At 69.2% G+C, this 18,336-nt stretch carries 18 protein-coding genes; 8 read left to right on the top strand and 10 right to left on the bottom strand.

Annotated elements, in window-relative coordinates; translation table 11 throughout:
• Positions 1–88 precede the first annotated feature (88 nt).
• The 3 genes from HEB94_RS46695 to HEB94_RS46690 all read left to right on the top strand — a co-directional run bounded on the left by HEB94_RS46695 (position 89) and on the right by HEB94_RS46690 (position 2,453).
• Positions 89–925 (top strand): alpha/beta fold hydrolase, encoded by an 837-nt coding sequence (locus HEB94_RS46695; protein WP_192755789.1) that lies wholly within the window; start codon positions 89–91, stop codon positions 923–925.
• A gap of 282 nt (positions 926–1,207) precedes the next feature.
• Positions 1,208–1,342 (top strand): hypothetical protein, encoded by a 135-nt coding sequence (locus HEB94_RS53110; protein ID WP_273377455.1) that lies wholly within the window; start codon positions 1,208–1,210, stop codon positions 1,340–1,342.
• Positions 1,343–1,391: 49 nt separating this feature from the next.
• Positions 1,392–2,453, top strand: coding sequence for a zinc-binding dehydrogenase (locus HEB94_RS46690; RefSeq protein ID WP_192755788.1), 1,062 nt, complete (start codon positions 1,392–1,394; stop codon positions 2,451–2,453).
• 11 nt (positions 2,454–2,464) lie between these two features.
• Here the strand turns inward: HEB94_RS46690 and HEB94_RS46685 are convergent, their stop codons facing one another.
• Together HEB94_RS46685 and HEB94_RS46680 are read right to left on the bottom strand one after the other, a co-directional pair.
• The gene (locus tag HEB94_RS46685; RefSeq protein WP_192755787.1) at positions 2,465–3,103 is read right to left on the bottom strand and encodes a response regulator; all 639 of its coding nucleotides are present in this window, start codon (positions 3,101–3,103) and stop codon (positions 2,465–2,467) included.
• Between the two features lie 40 nt (positions 3,104–3,143).
• On the bottom strand, positions 3,144–4,439 hold the full coding sequence (locus tag HEB94_RS46680) for a sensor histidine kinase (protein WP_192755786.1): 1,296 nt from the start codon (positions 4,437–4,439) through the stop codon (positions 3,144–3,146).
• Between the two features lie 107 nt (positions 4,440–4,546).
• Here HEB94_RS46680 and HEB94_RS46675 point away from each other — a divergent pair, with 107 nt between their 5' ends.
• A complete protein-coding gene (locus HEB94_RS46675; RefSeq protein WP_192755785.1) occupies positions 4,547–5,623 on the top strand; it encodes a phosphotransferase in 1,077 nt (358 codons plus the stop codon).
• Here the strand turns inward: HEB94_RS46675 and HEB94_RS46670 are convergent.
• From HEB94_RS46670 to HEB94_RS46660, 3 genes are all read right to left on the bottom strand, one after another.
• A complete protein-coding gene (locus HEB94_RS46670) occupies positions 5,613–7,268 on the bottom strand; it encodes a carboxylesterase/lipase family protein (protein ID WP_192755784.1) in 1,656 nt (551 codons plus the stop codon). The two genes, HEB94_RS46675 and HEB94_RS46670, sit on opposite strands and share 11 nt — an antisense overlap.
• 404 nt (positions 7,269–7,672) lie before the next feature.
• Positions 7,673–8,881 carry a formaldehyde dehydrogenase, glutathione-independent gene (gene fdhA, locus HEB94_RS46665; protein ID WP_192755783.1) on the bottom strand — a complete coding sequence of 403 codons (1,209 nt, stop codon included), beginning with the start codon at positions 8,879–8,881 and terminating at the stop codon, positions 7,673–7,675.
• Between the two features lie 276 nt (positions 8,882–9,157).
• Positions 9,158–10,492, bottom strand: coding sequence for a C1 family peptidase (locus HEB94_RS46660; RefSeq protein ID WP_192755782.1), 1,335 nt, complete (start codon positions 10,490–10,492; stop codon positions 9,158–9,160).
• Positions 10,493–10,611: 119 nt separating this feature from the next.
• Here HEB94_RS46660 and HEB94_RS46655 point away from each other — a divergent pair, with 119 nt between their 5' ends.
• From HEB94_RS46655 to HEB94_RS46640, 4 genes are all read left to right on the top strand, one after another.
• Positions 10,612–10,989, top strand: coding sequence for a YidH family protein (locus HEB94_RS46655; RefSeq protein WP_192755781.1), 378 nt, complete (start codon positions 10,612–10,614; stop codon positions 10,987–10,989).
• A 10-nt stretch (positions 10,990–10,999) separates the two neighbouring features.
• Positions 11,000–11,344 (top strand): DUF202 domain-containing protein, encoded by a 345-nt coding sequence (locus HEB94_RS46650; protein WP_192755780.1) that lies wholly within the window; start codon positions 11,000–11,002, stop codon positions 11,342–11,344.
• 104 nt (positions 11,345–11,448) lie between these two features.
• Positions 11,449–12,066: a DUF47 family protein gene (locus HEB94_RS46645; RefSeq protein WP_192755779.1), complete on the top strand. Its 618-nt coding sequence runs from the start codon at positions 11,449–11,451 to the stop codon at positions 12,064–12,066.
• Positions 12,067–12,110: 44 nt separating this feature from the next.
• A complete protein-coding gene (locus tag HEB94_RS46640; RefSeq protein ID WP_192755778.1) occupies positions 12,111–13,106 on the top strand; it encodes an inorganic phosphate transporter in 996 nt (331 codons plus the stop codon).
• Between the two features lie 266 nt (positions 13,107–13,372).
• Here the strand turns inward: HEB94_RS46640 and pstB are convergent, their stop codons facing one another.
• The 5 genes from pstB to HEB94_RS54050 form a co-directional block, all read right to left on the bottom strand.
• Positions 13,373–14,149 (bottom strand): phosphate ABC transporter ATP-binding protein PstB, encoded by a 777-nt coding sequence (pstB, locus tag HEB94_RS46635; protein WP_192755777.1) that lies wholly within the window; start codon positions 14,147–14,149, stop codon positions 13,373–13,375.
• Positions 14,150–14,171: 22 nt separating this feature from the next.
• Entirely contained in the window at positions 14,172–15,086 is a 915-nt protein-coding gene (gene pstA, locus HEB94_RS46630; RefSeq protein WP_192755776.1) for a phosphate ABC transporter permease PstA, read from the bottom strand.
• Positions 15,083–16,072, bottom strand: coding sequence for a phosphate ABC transporter permease subunit PstC (gene pstC / locus HEB94_RS46625; protein ID WP_192755775.1), 990 nt, complete (start codon positions 16,070–16,072; stop codon positions 15,083–15,085). The genes pstA and pstC overlap by 4 nt, the downstream gene beginning before the upstream one ends.
• A gap of 7 nt (positions 16,073–16,079) precedes the next feature.
• Positions 16,080–17,210, bottom strand: coding sequence for a phosphate ABC transporter substrate-binding protein PstS (gene pstS / locus HEB94_RS46620; protein WP_192755774.1), 1,131 nt, complete (start codon positions 17,208–17,210; stop codon positions 16,080–16,082).
• 220 nt (positions 17,211–17,430) lie between these two features.
• Positions 17,431–18,333: an NUDIX domain-containing protein gene (locus tag HEB94_RS54050; RefSeq protein ID WP_192755773.1), complete on the bottom strand. Its 903-nt coding sequence runs from the start codon at positions 18,331–18,333 to the stop codon at positions 17,431–17,433.
• Positions 18,334–18,336 lie beyond the last annotated feature (3 nt).

Raw genomic sequence — 18,336 nt, 5'->3', positions numbered from 1 at the left:
TACCTGGCTCGCTTTTCGCCGGTCTGGCGCGACGGGACGGATGCCCGCCTCGGCGTAAGGCCGTTCCGGCATGGGCAGGAGCTGTCCTGTGCGGGAAGGCGTGGGGGTCATCGACCGTTCCGGATACTCCATCCACTACTGGCGGGCCGGCCCGCAGCGCGCCCCGATGGTCGTCCTCACGCCGGGCGCCTTCTCCGACCACCGCATGTTCGCCAGCCAGATGGACGTGTTGTGGAGCGCGGGGTACCAGACGCTGCGCTGGGACGTCCGGGACAGGAGTCGATCGCGGGATCGTGGAGGGTCAGGCAAGGTCTCCTTGACGGCGCGTGGTTCGGCGGCCGACCTGCTCGCGCTGGTGGACGGTCTGAGTGGTGTCCGGCAGCTGTGCCTGGTGGGCCACGCGTTCGGGGGTTACGTCGTACAGGAAGCGGTCTTCCAGCGTCCCGAACGCGTGGCCGCCCTGATCGTGGTGGGCGCTGACTGCCTGACCCTGCCGCGAATGCCCTGGGAGTCGTGGGCGTCATGGTTGGCGCCGGTGCGGTCCGGACTCCGGAGTGCGGGTCGGACCAGGAACCTGATCGCCCGTGCGGCCGGCATCGCTCCGGTCGTGCAGACCGCCGCGTACGAGGCGGTCGAGCGTTTTAACAAGCGTGCCTTGACAATGGTCGCCCGCGCCATGGCGGGCGCCGCCCATCCGGAGCCGGTCTACCGGATCGAGCAGCCGTTGTTGCTGGTGCGAGGGCAGTACGACCGGACCAGCGGTCTGGCCAGGTGCGCACCTCGATGGGTCGCGCGGGATCCGCTGTGCGGATACCAGGTCGTCCGCCGGGCGGGACTGTTCGCCAACCAGGACAATCCCAAGGCGTTCAACCAGATCATGCTCGGATTTCTCGCCGCCCGCTTCCCGCCACCGCGAAGCGTCTAGGACACGACCTGGGTCGTGTCCTAGCCCAGGGAGGAGCGGGCCCAGACCAGCACCGCATGCCGGCCCCTGAGGACCGCCGACCCGGAGCCCACCAGCCCCGACATCACCGACCCGGAGCCCACCGACCCGGGGCCCAGCGCCCTGGAGTGGGCCGCTCGCCGCGATCCCGCCTGACCGGGCCCGGAGTCCGATCCCGGCTCGGAACGCAGCCCCACCAGGGGCAGCCTGCCGGATATGTCGCGAACCCGGTCCCGTGCCCGTCTTCCTGCCTGGCTTCGCGTCATGGAACTCATGGAACTCATGGAATTCGTCTCCCCTCACCGCCACCTGCACGCCACCTTCCCGCCCGCATGTTTCGGGCCGGGGTCGGTCAGTGTTGCGACGACGCAAAATCTGCTGGATACGATGCGCGGCTGACACGGTGATCTCCGTACGAGTGGGACATCGAGGACACGGAGGGACTCGTATGCGCGCAGCACGCATGCACGGTCGGAAGGATCTGCGGGTCGAGGACCTGCCGCCGCTCGGCAGCCCACCGCCCGGCTGCGTGCGGTTGCGGGTGGAGGCGTGCGGCATCTGCGGCACCGACCTCGAGGTCTACCTGCACGCCCAGCCGTCGGAGGAGCCGCCCCTGGCGGGGAGCGGTGGGCCACTCACGATGGGTCACGAGTCCGCCGGCGTGGTCGTGGAGACCGGTGCCGACGTGGATCTCGCCGTGGGGCAACGCGTCGCGGTGGAGGGGCACCTGTTCTGCGGCGAGTGTTTCTGGTGTCGCCGCGGCGACTACGCCCTCTGCGCGCGGCTGCGTTCGACCGGCCAGGGCGCTGACGGAGGGCTCGCGGAGGAGATGCTGGCGCCGGCGCGGATCTGTCTGCCGTACTCCGACGACCTCCTCCCCGAACAGGCGGCCGTCAGCGAACCGACCTCGGTCGCGGTGCGGGCGGTCCGGCGGGCCCGGCTCGAACCCGGCGCGACGGTCGCCGTCGTGGGTGGCGGCACGATCGGCCTGCTCGTCGCGCAGGTCGCCCGGCTACGCGGTGCCGAACGGGTCGTGGTGGTGGAGCCGGTCGCCGAGCGGAGGGCGCTGGCCGAACGGCTGGCCGCCGACGTGACCGCGACCCCGCACGATGCGACCGACGTACTCGCCGACCTCACCGGCGGAGTCGGCGCCGACGTGGTGTTCGAGGCGGGCGGCAACCCCGAGGCGGTCCGCAGCGCCGTGGAGTGGACCCGCAAGGGCGGCCGGACCGTGCTGCTCGGTGTCAGCGGCGGCTCTCTGGAGCTTCCGCTGACGTCGTTCCTGCTGAGTGAGAAGGAGCTCGTCGCCTCGCTGTCCCACACCTACGACGTCGACTTCCCCGAGGCGATCTCGCTGCTGGAGTCCGGCAAGGTCGACGTACGCCCGCTCATCACCGACCGGATCGGCCTGGACCAGGTGGTCAGCCACGGCTTCGAGGCCCTGCTCGCCGAACCTCCCGCGCACCTGAAGGTGATCGTCATGCCAGGCGGTGCGGCACCGGGACGGTAGGTCGACTCCGGTCAGGGGCGGAGGTAGGTGAGCACCGCCATCACCCGGCGGTGGTCGGACTCCGACTGGGCCAGGCCGAGCTTGGCGAAGATGTTGCCGATGTGCTTCTCCACCGCGCCCTCGCTCACCACCAGACGCTGGCAGATCGCGGTGTTGGTGCGCCCCTCGGCCATCAGGGCGAGCACCTCACGCTCCCGCGGGGTGAGGGTGGAGAGCGGGTCGCGGCGGGCGACCAGGAGCTGGGAGACGACATCGGAGTCGAGCACGGTGCCACCGGCCGCCACCCTGGCGAGACCGTCGAGGAACTCGTCGACATCGACCACCCGGTCCTTGAGCAGGTAGCCGACCGCCCCGACCCGGTCCGCCACCAGGTCGGTGGCGTAGGACTCCTCGACGTACTGGGAGAGGACGAGCACGGGGGCGCCGGGGAGCTGGCGGCGTACCTCGATCGCTGCCCGCAGCCCCTCGTCGGTGTGGGTGGGTGGCATCCGGACGTCGACCACCGAGACGTCAGGCTTGTGGGCGAGGACGGCCTCCACCAGGGACGGCCCGTCTCCCACGGTCGCCACCACGGTGTGGTCGGCCTCCTCCAGCAACCGGACCAACCCCTCGCGCAGGAGGACCGAGTCCTCGGCGATCACGACTCGCACGGCGTCTCCGTCCGACCGGTGGTACCGAACCGACTGGCGTTCACGAGGCCTCCCAGGGCAACTCTGCGGTGAGGATGGTCGGCCCGCCGACCGGGCTGACGACTGTGAGCAACCCTCCCACGGCCCGCACCCGGTCGGTGAGCCCGGCGAGACCGTGCCCCTTCGCGGTGTGCGCCCCGCCGATGCCGTTGTCGCTCACGATGACCCGCACGACGGGCCCTTCCCGGGTCACCTGCACCGAACAGCTGGTGGCACTGCTGTGCTTGGCGACGTTGGTGAGCGCCTCGGCGACCAGGAAGTACGCGGCGTTCTCGACCATCAGCGGCAGGCGGACCCCGTCCGGCAGGTCGACGTCCAGGTGGACCGGAACGATCGAGCGTCCGGCGACGGCGGCGAGCGCGGCCCGCAGTCCCCGGTCGGCGAGGATCGGCGGGGCGATGCCGCGGGACAGGGCACGCAACTCGTCCAGCGTCTCCCTGGTCGCGGTGATCGCCTCGGCCAGCATCGGCTGCACGGTGGAAGGGTCCTTCGCCAGCCGTCGCTGTGCCGCCGACAGGTCCATCGCGAGGCGGACCAGCCGCTGCTGCGGGCCGTCGTGGATGTCCCGCTCCAGCCTCCGCAACGCCGACGCCTCGGCCGAGACCGCGGCGTCGCGGCTCTCGGTCAGGTGGGAGACCTGACCGTGCAGGTCAGCCACCCGGTCGCTGGTCAGCATGGCCCGGGCCAGGGCGGCGTTCATCGCCGAAGATCCCTTGACCACGGCCGGCAGGGTCAACAGGAAGATGAAGCCAAGGCCGGTGCTGATGCCGGCGTCGATCTGCCAGGCGTCACCCAGGCCGAGCAGCGTGCCGAGTCCCTCGTAGCCGACGGTTCGTTCCAGGATCCAGATGTAGGCGAAGGCCGTGACACCGGCCAGCGAGGCCGCCCACCAGGCCAGCGTGAAGGCGAAGCCGAACACCGCCGGGAAGAGCCCCAGGACGCCGTGGCCCCAGTCCGCCCAGGACTGCCCCTGCCGCACGGGGGCCAGCAGCCGGCCGAACCACGTCCGGCTCTGGACTCCGTGGTAGGCCGGGCGCCGGGCCGGCCAGCCCTGGACCTGCGACAGCCGGGCCCGGTCGACGAAGGCGAAGCCGCGGGCCACCTGCATCGTGCCGGCCAGTACCGGCAGCCCGACGAATACGACGCTGGTGGCGATCCCGACGGCCAGCATCGTCATCAACACCACGAAACGGACGATGGCGAGCGGAAATCCAACGAGGACGTAGAGGGAACGTACGCCGAGTTGGTGGAAGTAACCTCGTGCGGCGCGCTGGTCGGCTGCAGGGGTGCTGGTCATGTCAGGGACAGTACGTGCGGGACGGGGGCTTCCTCCATCCGGTGGACTCCTGGTTCCCTGGTGGGGTTTGCCCTACCGGTCGCCCACCAGCGCGAGGAGGCGGTCCCGTGCGACTCAGCGTCGACACCGTGACGTCCTTTCTGCACGGTCGGGGTGTCATTACCCCGGACACGCCCACGACAGCCACGGTTCTCGCCGGCGGGGTCAGCGGGGCGACGTTCCTGGTGTATGCCGGTGGGGTGCGGTACGTCGTCAAGCAGCCGCTGCCTTTCCTGGCGGTGGCCGACGAGTGGCCCGCCCGGCAGGAACGCGCTGGGGTCGAGGCGGCCGCGCTGGGCTGGCTCGCCGACCTCACACCCGGTCACCTGCCCCGGCTCCTCGACTACGACCCGAGCGAGTTCGTCCTCACCATGACCGCGGCCCCGCCTGGCTGGGCGGAGTGGCGGTCCGTGCTGCTCGGTGGCCGCGTCGACGTCGCGGCGGGCGCCACCCTCGGGCGGGTCCTCGGCACCTGGCACGCCTCCTCCGCGGGTGCCCCCGAGCGCCTCGCGACCTACGGCGACCTGACGATGTTCCTGGAACTACGCGGTGATCCCTACCACCGGACCGTCGCCGCCCGCCGGCCCGACCTCGCCGAGCCGGTGCTCGCCTGTCTGGACGAACTCCTGACCCGGCAGTCGTGCCTGGTGCACGGCGACTTCTCGCCCAAGAACGTCCTGGTCGGTGCGGCCGTCGGCGCTGCCGACGCCTCCGGTACTCCCGCCGCCGACCTGTGGGTGCTCGACTTCGAGGTGGCGCACGCGGGCAATCCGGTCTTCGACGTGGCGTTCCTGCTGCACCACCTGGTGATGAAGGCGGTCCACCTGTCCACCACCGGGTCGGCAGGCGCCCGGTGTGCCGCGGAGCTGCTGGCCTGCGCGGACGCGTTCCGGGCGGAGTACGCCGCTGCCGGTGGCCTGGCTGTGGACGAGGCCGCCGTCGTACGCCACACCGGCGCGCTGCTGTTGGCCCGCGTCCACGGCAAGTCCCCGGCGGCCTATCTCAGCGCGGACGGGGCGGCCGAGGTCTCCGCACTCGGCGCCCATGCGGTGACCGGCGAGCTCGGGAGCGTCGCGGAACTCTTCCCGCACGCTCCCGGCCCGCCGGCCGATCAACCCGATGTGGGCCGCACCGTCAGTCGGTGAGGCTCGACCACAGGTCGCACCGGTGCCGCGCGGCCAGGTCGACCGGCCGCACACCGCCGTCTGCTTCGGTCGCGAAGGAGAGCACGCTCGGCGCCGAGGCGCCGGCGCGGAACGGCCGCCAGGTCGGCAGGCCGGGACCGTTCGGGTTCCCCGTCGTCGCGAACCGCGTCCAGTACTCGATCATCTGGTCGGACAGGCGCTGCTGGTCCGGCCGCAGGTCGAAAAGGCTGCTGAAGTCGAAGACGTAGGGCAGGTCGAAGGCGTGCGCGGCGCCGAGCTGGAAGCCCGCGGGCGGCGGCGCGCCGAGGTTGGGTGCCGTACGGTCGGCGAACTCGTAGGCGTAGGTGGTGGTCCTGGCGGCGAGCAGCCCGTCGCCGGTCAGGGTCGGGCACGACCAGGGTTGGTCGGTGATGACGGCGGCCCAGGCCTGCGCCGGTGAGGCGTAGGCGGAGGCGGGGTACCGCTGCGCGACCCGCGCGCCGTTGTCCGCGCCGAAGGTGTCGGTGAGGAGATCGAGGTAGGCCTGCTCGGTGAGGTGCCCGTTCGTCTCGAGGGCGGCCGCGTTGCCGGCCCCCTCGTCACGGTTTCCGCCGGAGATCACGGGGATCCGGGTGAAGTGTCCGGCTCGCAGTGCGTCCGCCGGGTCGGTCGGCAGCAGGGGAGTGTCGTAGGCCGGCCGGTTGTAGGGCATCTGGGTGCCGAGCACGGTCGCGGCCGGGAGCCGGCGCAGGCAGGTGACCGCGGTCTTCGGGTCGGTGCATCCCAGCTCGTTCGCGGTCTCGTTGCCGAAGTCCTCGACCTCCGAGAGCGGTGCGTACGGCCCGAATCGCTCCAGGCCCGGGTACCACGTGTTGGTCGGCCAGTTCAGCATGCACGATCCGCTCTGCATGATGGCCTTGTCGAAGAGCCCCTTCGCCGCGGGGCTGGTCAGGAACGCGCAGGTGCTCATGCCGCCCGCGGACTCACCCGCCATGGTGACGTTGTGCGGGTCGCCGCCGAAGGCCGCGATGTTGCGGTGCACCCAGCCAAGGGCGGCGATCTGGTCCTGCAGCCCGAACGTTCCCGAGCCGGGCAGGCCCGGGTGGGCGAAGAAGCCGAAGACCCCGAGCCGGTAGTTGAGGGTGACGACCACGGCGTCGCCCCTGACCGCGAGCTTGCGGGGGTCGTAGTTGCTGCCGGCACCCGAGGTGAAGCCGCCACCGTGGACCCAGACGATGACCGGGCGGGGACGCGCCTTGGCCTTGGCCTTGGTGCCGCTCTTCGCCGCGCTCGTGGACGTGTTCGTGGACGCGGCCCCGGTCGAGCTGGTGACGTTGAGGTAGAGGCAGTCCTCGTTCGTGGTCCCGCCGGGGATCTCGCCGGGCCCCTGCGCGCAGGGGCCTCCGGGCGTCGTCGCGGAGCGGACACCACGCCAGGCCGGCGCGGGCTGGGGTGCCTTCCAGCGCAGCGGACCCACCGGCGGCGCGGCGTAGGGGATGCCCTGGAAGTACTCGTACTCCTTGGTCGCCGTACCCTCCACGAGGCCGCGGTCGGTGCGTACGACCGGCCGTCCTGTCAATTCGGCCTTGCTGACTGACAAGTCGACGTTGCGATCTGCCGGGACGGCGGCTGAGACGGCCGTGGAGACGGGGGATGTCAGGGACATGGTCGGAGCCGATGTCGGGGACGGCGGGGACGCCGCGGCGGCGGCGCCTGGCAGCATCAGGCCACCGGCGGCAAGACTGGTCAACGCGGCTGGAAGCCAGAGGGTCCAGCGTCTACGGGACTTCATGGCGGTCGCTCCGGATCTGGAGTCGGACAGGTGGTCGTCCGTGATTCCACCGGATCGCGGCGGCCGCCGATAGCCGCCAAGGTGGGTTGGGCCGCCCGACGAAAGTAGGGTCCGGGGCTACCGGAAGTGTGCGGCATGTACTCGGGCGATCCGAGTCGCGCCCGCGCGAAACGCCTCACCCGAGCCCCGCGCACACAGGCGACCCGGTGGTGGCGCCCCGGGATCAGGGCGCCGCACCACCGGGTCGGCGTGGGCCGGCGATCAGGTCAGCGCGTAGGTCAGCGCGTGAGCATGCCGTGCGGGTCGAGGACGAACTTCTTCGCCTCACCACGGTCGAAGTCGGCGTACCCCTCGGGCGCTTCGTCCAACGGCAGGACGGTCGCGTTCACCGCCTTCGCGATCTGCACCCGGTCGCGCAGGATCGCCTCCATCAGGCCGCGGTGGTACTTCATCACCGGGCACTGCCCAGTGGTGAACCCGTGCCCCTTCGCCCAGCCGAGGCCCATCCGGACCTTCAGGCTGCCGACGCGTGCGTCCTCGTCCTCGGCGCCGGGGTCACCGGTGACGTAGAGACCCGGGATGCCGAGCTTGCCGGCGGCCCTGGTGATCTCCATCATCGAGTTCAGCACGATGGCCGGCTGCGCGCTGCCGCCCTGCCCCTTGGCCTCGAAGCCCACGGCGTCGATCGCGGCGTCCACCTCGGGAATGCCGAGGATCTGCTCGATCTGTGCGCTCAGGGTGGCGTCCTGGTTGAGGTCGACGGTCTCGCAGCCGAAGCTGCGGGCCTGTGCGAGCCGTTGTTGGTTGAAGTCGCCGACGATGACGACCGCGGCGCCGAGGAAGTAGGCCGCGGCTGCGGCGGCGAGTCCGACGGGTCCCGCCCCGGCGACGTAGACGGTCGACCCCGCGCCCACACCGGCGGTCACCGCGCCGTGGTAGCCGGTCGGGAAGATGTCCGCCAGCATCGCCAGGTCGAGGATCTTCTCCATCGCCTGGTCCTTGTCAGGGAACTTCAACAGGTTCCAGTCGGCGTAGGGCGTCATGACGTAGTCCGCCTGGCCACCTGGCCATCCACCCATGTCGACGTAGCCGTACGCGCCGCCTGGTTGGGAGTTGACGTTCAGGCAGACGTGGGTGTTGCCCTCCTTGCACATGCGGCAACGCCCGCAGGCGACGTTGAACGGAACCGAGACCAGGTCACCGACATTGAAGAATTCGACGTCTCGTCCCTTTTCGATGATTTCGCCGGTGATTTCGTGACCCAGGCCGAGCCCCTGTGGAGCTGTGGTGCGTCCGCGCACCATGTGCTGGTCAGAGCCGCAGATGTTGCTGGCGACGACCTTCAGGATCACCCCGTGCGGACACTGCCGTCCGGCGTTCATCGGCGGGACGCCCGGCCCAGACCGGAGTTCAAGGGTCGGATAGGCGATTTCCTGTACTTCGACCTTTCCCGGACCGATGTACACAACCCCTTTGTTATTTGGCATCGACTGCCTCCCACCGCGACGAGCAGGCTCTGCCTGCCAGGTCGGCCGATCACCGGCGGGGCGGGCGTGTCTGACGCCGCGCACTCTTCTCGGACGCCGCGGAGAAAGCCTGGGCGGCGTCTGCACTCGCTTGTCTTTTCGACACTAGTCCGCGGGTGCGGCTCCTGTCGCCACCCCCGCGACGATGCGTCGATCGCGACCGGCGCATCGTGGCGGGCACGGTGGGTGAGCCCAGTGATGTCAGTGAGCCCGGTGATGTCGGTGAGCCCAGTGGGTTCAGTGGGCGAGGGCGAGTGCTCCCATCGGGTCCCAGGCCGGCAGGACGATCGGATCCTCGTCGAGGGCCGTTCGGAGTTCCTCGGGGAGCTGGTCACGACGGACGGCGATCTCGAAGACGTACTCGTCGAACCACGAGTCGTTCATCGTGTAGAAGCCGTGGTCGGCGTCCTTGTCACCCCAGCTGTTCTCCACCCGCCAGCGTCGGGTGGTGTCCTCGTCGACGTCGACGCCGGTGAACAGCATCGCGTGGGTCATGGCTGTCTCCTGGTAGAGCAGCCGGTCGGCCTTGTCGAGGTCGAAGGAGGTGTCGTAGATCGCGCCGAGGTCGTAGAGGTCGGCGTCCCAGATACCGATGTCGCGGCGCATCATCTTGCCCACGTCGCAGCCGAACCACACCGGTTCGCCGGCCATGATGGTCTGCTTGGCGAGGCGCTTCATCAGCGCGCCGTCGACGTTGAGGTAGGTGACCGCGCCACCGCCGACGACGTTGCCGAGCCGGTCGACGGTGAAGGTCCGCCCCTGTGGGCTCGTGGTGCGCGGGTCGTGGACGAGGCAGACGTAGTCCTCGACGGGGAGCGTGACGTAGCGCTCGGCGAACTCGAGCGGGGTCAGCGTGCCGTCGCGGTGGAACACGCGGTCCTTGTCGGTCCACTGCCAGGCGAAGGTCTCAGGTGGCGTGCCGAGATGCAGGCACAGCACCCGGTGGACGACGTCCAGGATCTGCTGCTTGTGCTCCCTCGCGGCGTCGAGATCACCGGCCGGCAACGCACGCAGGTCGCGTGCGCCCTGGCGGAGGAGCCGGCGCAGGACGGAGTTCATCCGGCCGGTCGAGGAGGAGCTCTGGGTCTCCGGCATCACGGACTTGGGCACCAGCCCGTGCTTCTTGACCAGGGCGGCGAACATGTTCCACTGGCCACCGTCGTTGGCGACGTCCTTCAGCAGGAACGCGACCGTACGGTCGTCGACGTCCCGGTCGGCGGTGTCGATGACCGCCTCGAGGAAGTAGTTGGCCCGCTCCAGCTTGTCCCAGAACATCACGTGGTTCTGGGAGAACTCGAAGGACTTGAGGTTCATCTTCCGCATCGCGTCGACGCGGAGCAGGTTGAGGCCCGCGAACAGCCAGCAACGCCCACTGCTCTTCTGGTTGGTCGCCGCCCAGTCGTCGAGCAGGTGGGAGACCGAGTGGTCGGTCCGTACGACGATCTCCCGGTCGAGCGCCAGGTCGTCGACGGACGTCTGCGTCACGGCGTTCTGGACCAGGCGGTAGGCGGGGTTACGGCTGAAACTCTTCCGAAGAAGCTCGAGGTCATCGGAGGTGAGCGATGCGTCCATGGGACAGGAACCCCCTGGGCTGGTGGGTCGTTTGATCGGCTGCGCTGCCCGCTGCGAGTTTCAGCCATGACTCTAGACTCGTGCTGACGCGTTGTCGGTAGATCAGGCGGAGTGTGATCATGTCGGACGGCGAGGCCGGCGCCCGCGACGGCGGCGCCGACGCCGAGGACGAGAGCGAGCCAGACTACCGCTTCAGTCTCGCCAACGAACGCACTTTCCTCGCCTATCTCCGCACCGGCCTGGCCCTGGGGGCCGCCGGGATAGCCGCCGCGCAGTTCCTGACCGACGTGGAGCCGGGCTGGCTCAAACGCGTGATCGCCGTCGTCCTCGCCGTGGCCGGAGTCGCCACCTCGGTCGGCGCCTACTACCGGTGGCGACGGACGCTCATCGCGATGCGCCGGGGGGCGCCGCTCCCCAGGACCCTGTTGCCGCTTGGACTGGCCCTGGCAGTCCTCGTCGTCCTCGTTCTCGGCGTGTATTTGATCACATTCGGCTAGGTGGTGTGGAATGGTCAGACCCAGCCGACGCCGCCACCCCGGCCGGTTGTTCTCCGCCGAGGCACAACTCGAACGCACCGCGCTGGCATGGAACCGCACCGTCCTCGTCCTGGCCGTCAACGGCGCACTGCTTGTCCGCATGGCGGAACAGACTGGTCTATGGGCGGAAGTAGCCGGATTCACCGTACTTTTCGTCACGGTCCCGATCTGGGTCGTCACGAATCGTGCATACCGACGTGTGCAGGGAGGACCCGCTGGTGCCCTCTTCCCCCGCAAAGGGTTCACTGTCGGTGCCGTCGCGCTGGTCGTGGCAGTCGGATTGCTCGACCTGCTGGCGGTAGTGACCCACCGTTGACTCCAGGCGACGGTGGAGTGACGCCGGGAGCCGGCGTCATGTCCACGCCTTAGCATTGCCCTGGCCTGCTCGCAGACAGGTAACGTTCGACAGGAGTTTTCGCCGTGCGCTTCCGTCTCACTCCGGCAGACACGACGTTCTACGATCTCTTCGCCAAATCCGCCAGCGTGCTGGTGGAGGGCGCGAACCTGCTCGCGGACCTCCTCGTCATCGACAGTGACAAGACGGCTACCGCGCGCCTGATGAAGGACGCCGAGCACAGGGCCGACGAGGCCACCCACGAGATCATCCGGCGCGTCAACTCCACGTTCGTCACGCCGTTCGACCGCGAGGACATCTACCGACTGGCCGCCGGCCTCGACGACGTCATGGACTACATGGAGGCGGCGGTCGACATGATCAGCCTCTACGGTCTCGACGTCCTCCCCGAGGGGACCGAACAGCAGGTCGAGGTCCTCCAACGCGCCGCCCAGCTCACCGCGGAGGCGATGCCCAGGCTGCGCTCCATGCGTGACCTGGACGAGTACTGGATCGAGATCAACCGGCTCGAGAACCTCGGCGACCAGACCCACCGGCAGATGCTCGCCAAACTTTTCAGCGGCGCCTACGACGCCCTCACCGTGCTCAAGCTGAAGGACGTCATCGAGCAACTCGAGCTCGCCATCGACGCCTTCGAGAAGGTCGCCAACACGGTCGAACAGATCGCGGTCAAGGAGTCGTGAGTACGTCGGTCCGCGCGGGCTCCCGCCAGGGATCTGGAGGATAGATGGAGCTCGCACTCGTCGCGGCGGTCGTCCTGATCGCCCTCGCCTTCGACTACACCAACGGCTTCCACGACGCGGCCAACGCGATCGCGACGTCGGTCTCCACGCGCGCCCTGACCCCGCGGACCGCGTTGCTGCTCGCCGCAGTCATGAACCTCGCCGGCGCGCTCATCTCCGAGGGCGTCGCGAGCACCATCGGTAGCGGGATCATCACACCGACGGCGAACGTGCACGGCATGACCGTCGTCCTGTCCGGACTGGTCGGCGCGATCAGCTGGAACCTCCTGACCTGGTGGCTCGGCCTACCGTCCTCGTCGTCCCATGCCCTGATCGGCGGGCTGATCGGTGCCGGTCTCGCCGCGTCCATGTCGGTGCACTGGGCGACGATCCTCGAGAAGGTCGTCATCCCGATGATCCTCTCGCCGCTGATCGGGTTCGGTCTCGCCTACGCCGTCATGATCGGTTTGCTCTGGATCTTCCGGAAAGCCCACCCTGGACGAGCCAATCGCGGGTTCCGGGCCGGCCAGTCGGTCTCCGCCGCGGCGATGGCGTTCGGCCACGGCCTGCAGGACGCGCAGAAGACGATGGGTGTCATCGTGCTGGCGCTCGTCACCGCCGGCCTGCACACCGGGAGCGATGTGCCGCTGTGGGTCAAGGTGGCCGCGGCCGGCGCCATCGCCCTCGGCACCTACTCCGGTGGCTGGCGGATCATGCGGACCCTCGGCCGCCGAGTGATCAAGCTCGACCCCGCTCGCGGTATCGCCGCCGACACCACCGCCTCCGCCGTGCTCTACGTCATGGCCATCGGGTTCCACGCTCCGGTGTCCACCACCCACACCGTCAGCGCCGCCATCATGGGGGTCGGCGCGACCCGGCGGATGTCCGCGGTGCGCTGGGGTGTCGCCGGCAACATCCTGGTGGCCTGGGTGCTCACCATCCCGGCGGCGGCCATCGTCGCGGGGCTCGTCTACACATTCGCCCGCCTCTTCCTCCCCTAAGGGCAGGCGCGACGCCCCGCATCCACGCTGGCGGCGTTGTCGTCGTCGCCAAGAGGACGCCGCTCTTGGCTTCTCCTCCGCCTTGCCATCGCGGCGCGGATGCGCCGCTTCGGTGCGGCGCCCCGCGTCCACGCTGGCGGCGTTGTCGTCGCACCTGGCCGTGAACGTCGGTGAACGCAGACGAGCGGCGCCCCCGCATGTGCCGCGGGACGCCGCTCGTCTGACGCCGGGTCCGAAGGACCAGGATGGACCCAGGCCGTGTCGACCTAGCCGAAGCGGCCGGTGATGTAGGCCTCGGTCGCCTTCTCCGTAGGGTTGGAGAAGATCTTCTGGGTGCTGTCCATCTCGATCAGCTTGCCGGGCTTGCCCTGGCCGGCCAGGTTGAAGAAGGCGGTGGCGTCGGAGACCCGCGCCGCCTGCTGCATGTTGTGCGTCACGATGACGATCGTGAACTGCTCCTTCAACTCCGAGATGAGGTCCTCGATCGCGAGGGTGGAGATCGGGTCGAGGGCCGAGCAGGGCTCGTCCATCAGGAGCACCTGCGGCTCGACCGCGATCGCCCGGGCGATGCACAGGCGCTGCTGCTGACCACCAGACAGCGAGCCGCCCGGCTTGTTCAGCCTGTCCTTGACCTCGTTCCAGAGGTTCGCGCCCTGCAGGGAACGCTCGACGGCCGTGTCCAGCACGCCTCGCTGGCGGACGCCGTTCAGCTTCAGTCCGGACGCCACGTTGTCGTAGATCGACATCGTGGGGAACGGGTTCGGCCGCTGGAAGACCATGCCGACGACGCGGCGGACGGCCACCGGGTCGACGTCGGAGCTGTAGAGGTCCTGGTCGTCGAGCATCACCTTGCCGTCGACGCGAGCGCCCGGGATCACCTCGTGCATCCGGTTCAGCGTGCGGAGCATCGTCGACTTGCCACACCCGGACGGACCGATGAACGCCGTCACGTTGCGCGGCTCCACGGTCATGTTGACGCCTTCGACCGCCTTGAACGCGCCGTAGTAGATGTCGAGATCGGAGACCTCGATCCTTTTGGCCATGGTGTCTTCCTCTGTTCCGTTCCTACTTGCGTACGGCGCTGAAACGGGCGATGGCCCGCGCGATGAGGTTGAGCAGAAGGACCAGCAGCACCAGGGTGAGCGCAGCGGCCCAGGTGCGGTCGACTGCCGGCTGCAACGACTCCGTACGGTCCTGGTTGATCATGGTCGGCAGTGCGGCCATGTTGCCCGAGAAGGGGTTGAGGTTGATCCCCTTCGTGTAGGGGCCGAGGATGAGCAACGGCGCGGTCTCACCCATGATCCGGGCGAGGCCGAGCATCACGCCGGTCACGATGCCGCTGAAGGCCGTGGGCACCACGATGCGAAGGATCGTCTTCCAGCGGGGGATGCCGAGCGCGAACGACGCCTCGCGTAGTTCGTTCGGGACCAGCCGGAGGACCTCCTCGGTGAGACGCAGCACGGTCGGCACCATCAACAGCACCAGCGACAGCGCCACCGCGAAGCCGACGCGTTCGAAGCCGAGGAGCGTCACCCACAGCGCGTAGACGAACAACGCGGCGACGATGGAGGGGACACCGGTGAGGATGTCGACCATGAAGCTGACCGCGCGGGCGATCGGGCCGCGACCGCCGTACTCCACCAGATAGACCGCGCCCATCACGCCGATCGGCACCGAGATCACCGCACAGCACAGCGCCGTGATGAGGGAGCCGACGATCGCGTGGTAGGCGCCACCGCCGGCGTTCCGCGTGGTGATTCCGCGCTGGGACTCGTTCCACCAACTCGCGTCGATCAACTGCGAGTAGCCCTTGGAGACGACGGTCCACAGGATCCACACCAGGGGGACCAGCGCCAGCAGGAAGCAGCAGACGATGATCACCGTGGCGAGGATGTTGCGGGCGCCGCGGCCGGTGGACCGGCCACCGGTGAGGTCGACCGGAAGGCCGGGACCTGACTGTGGCCGGGTGAGCGTGCTCACCGTTGCTTCCTTCCGGTCTGGTGGAGGATGAGCCGGGCCAGCGCGTTGACGGCGAACGTCAGGACGAAGAGCACCATTCCGGCGGCGATGTAGGCACCGGTCTTGGTCGGCGAGTCGAACTCCGCCGCGTTGTTGGCGATCTTGCTGGCGAACGTCTCACCGCCCGCGAACAGGCTGGCCGAGAAGGGTGCGCCCGGCGTCGGCGTGGACAGGATGATCATGATGGCGATGGTCTCGCCGAGCGCCCGACCGAGGCCGAGCATCGCCGCGCTGACCATGCCGGAACGGCCGTACGGCAGCACCGTCAGCCGGATCACTTCCCACTTCGTGGCGCCGAGGGCGAGCGCGGCTTCCTGGTGCTCACGCGGCGTCTGGGCGAACACCTCGCGGGTGAACGCCGCGATGATCGGCATGATCATGATCGCGAGGACGACGCCGGCGACGAAGATCGTGCCGTTGTCCACCAGGCCCGGCTTGAGCAGCGGGATCCCGAGGTTGTGCTCGGACAGCCACCGCCCCACGGGGCCGAGCTTGGGTGCGAGCTCCTTGATGCCCCAGATGCCGAAGATGATCGAGGGAACGGCGGCCAGCAGGTCGACGATGTAGGTGATCGGCCGCGTCAGCCGGGGCGGGGCGTAGTGCGTGAGGAAGAGCGCGACCCCGATGGCGACCGGAACGGCCAGCAGCAACGCGAACGCCGAGGCGAGGACTGTCGTCCACAGCAGGGCGGCGATACCGAACCGCGGCGGGTTCAGCCCGGGCAGCCAGTCCCGGGACAGGAGGAAGTTGGCCTGGTTGCTCTGCAGGGCCGGCACCGCCAGCCAGAGCAGGAAGGCGCCCACGAAGACGACGAGGGCGATGACGAGCAGGCCTGAGCCCTTGGCGAGCCCGCCGAAGATGCGGTCGCCGCCTTTGCCCGTCGACCCCAGGTCGAGTTCCTGGGGTCGACGGTCAAGGAGTTCTTGACGAGAACTGGTTTGGGCCATCAGGTGGTCAGCTGATCGCCTTGATCGCGGCATCGACCTTCGTGCGCACCTCGGCAGGCAGGGGCGCGTAGCCGATCTCCTGGAGCGAGTCCTGCGTCTTCTGGCTCGCGAAGCTGGTCAGGAAGCCCTTCACCAGTTCGGTCTTCGAGGCGTCGAGACCCTTGGAGCAGACGACCTCGTAGGTGACGAGGACGATCGGGTAGGCCCCGTCGGCCTTCGTCGCGTAGTCGAGGCTGAGACGCAGGTCGTTGCCCGTGCCGTCCGGCTTGGCGGCGGCGACCGCCTGGCCAGCGGACTCACCGGTCAGCTCGACCGGGGTGCCGCTGCCGGTGTCGACCTTGGCCATCGCGAGCTTGTTGTCACGCGCGTAGGACCACTCGACGTAGGTGATGGAGTTGGGGGTCGACTTGACACCCTCGGCCACACCGTCGGACTTGGTCTTGCCGGAGCCGGCACCTTCCCAGGTCTTGGAAGGCTCGGTCTTCCAGGCGCCGGCGGAGGCGGCCTGGAGGTACTTCATGAAGTTCTCGGTCGTACCGGACTCGTCCGACCGGTAGAACACGGCGATCTTGTCGGACGGCAGCGTCACGCCGGGGTTGAGCTTGGCGATCGCCTGGTCGTTCCAGGTCTTGATGGTGCCGTTGAAGATCTTGGCGGTGGTGGGGCCGTCGAGCACGAGTCCGTCGACACCGGCCACGTTGTAGGCGACGGCGATCGGGCCGACGACCATCGGGATGTCCCACGCCTCGTTGCCGCCGCAGCGCTCCTTGGCGGCCTCGGCCTCGCTCTTGCCGCTGTCCGCCTCGGTCTTGAGCGCGGAGTCAGATCCGGCGAAGTCCACTTGGGCGGCGTTGAACTGCTTGATGCCAGCGCCGGAACCGGTGGGGTTGTAGTTGATGGTCACGTCCGGGCACTCCGCCTGGTAGGCGGCGATGGCCTCTTCGATCGCGTTCTTCTGAGCGGAAGAGCCTTCGGCGTTGACCGTGCCCGAGGGGCACGACTCGCTGGGCGTCGGCTGCGCGCCGCTGCCGCCCGCAGTGTCTTCGGTAGCCGGCGCGGGGTCGCTGCCACAGTTTGCGAGCAGCAGCGCACCACCCAAAGCCGCAGCCGCGAGTGCGGCGAACCGTGTGTGGTTCACGTTTTCCTTGCCCTTCGAGTCCAATGAATGACTTGTCACCACGGACCGTAGGTAGGCCAGGTGACGCAGCGCGGGGGCTCGCGTGAACGAGGGGTGAACGTCGATAGGCGAGACTGCTAAGGATGTGCGACGACGTGGCGGACGTCACGTGAACACGTGCGCTCTGTGTCATTTAGTCAGGGATTGAACCCCTGTTATGAATACCCACCGTGACGGCGACTCACTCATTGCCAGTCGTACCGGATGGGTGACGTTCGATCGCCACTGACCTTCGGTCACTCAGGTGCAGGACGGCGACTTCGGCCGGTTGCAGCGGCATGGACGTCACCCCAACGGCTCCGAACACCTCGGGCAACGTCGGGCGGTGGCCACACAGTAGTACCGGCTCCGGTGAGTCCAGCAGCCGCAGCCCGTGCTCGCGCACCAGGCCGGGGTCGACGCCCTCGGCGAAGGCGGGTTCGAGCTCGATCTCCAGGCCGTGCGCCGTCGCGTACGGCAACACGGTGTCCACGCACCGGCGGGCCGGGGAGGAGACGACCCGACCGATGCCGTACGCCGCCAGGAGCTCGACCAGCCGCCGGGCCTGCGCGGTGCCGTCCTCGGTCAGGGGACGGTCGAGGTCGTCTCCCGGCCACTCCGCCCGCGCGATCGCTCCCGCGTGCCGGAGCAGGACCAGCGCCCGGGTCGGCGTCGGCACCAGAGTCGGGAGCAGCGACCGGTCCCGGGCGTGGGTGAGCTGCCGGGCCGCCTCGGTGAGCCGGAACCACGCCCGCTGGTCCACCTCGTGGTTGGGTACGAAGTCCGCCTCCTCCAAGGCGCCGCCCGCCGGGACCGCCGACCAGTACCGCACCACCTTGGACGCGCCGCTGGTCAGGGGATACCGGATGGTGGGAAGGGGAGGGCCGAGCCTGATCCGAATGCCGGTCTCCTCGGCCACCTCGCGGATCGCCGCCACCGGGGCCCGCTCGCCGGGCAGCAGTTTGCCCTTGGGAAAGGACCAGTCGTCGTACTTCGGTCGGTGCACGAGCAGGACCTCTGCCCGGTCGTGCGCGGACGGTCTCCACACGACGGCCCCGGCGGCTTCGACGACGGATCGGGTGTGCCGTGCCTGTCCGCGGGCCACGCG

The organism is Actinopolymorpha pittospori (assembly GCF_014873875.1).
In the GTDB taxonomy this organism is placed as follows: domain Bacteria; phylum Actinomycetota; class Actinomycetes; order Propionibacteriales; family Actinopolymorphaceae; genus Actinopolymorpha; species Actinopolymorpha pittospori.
Note: the sequence above shows the minus strand (reverse complement) of the source record. Positions and strands in the feature narration are given on the sequence as shown.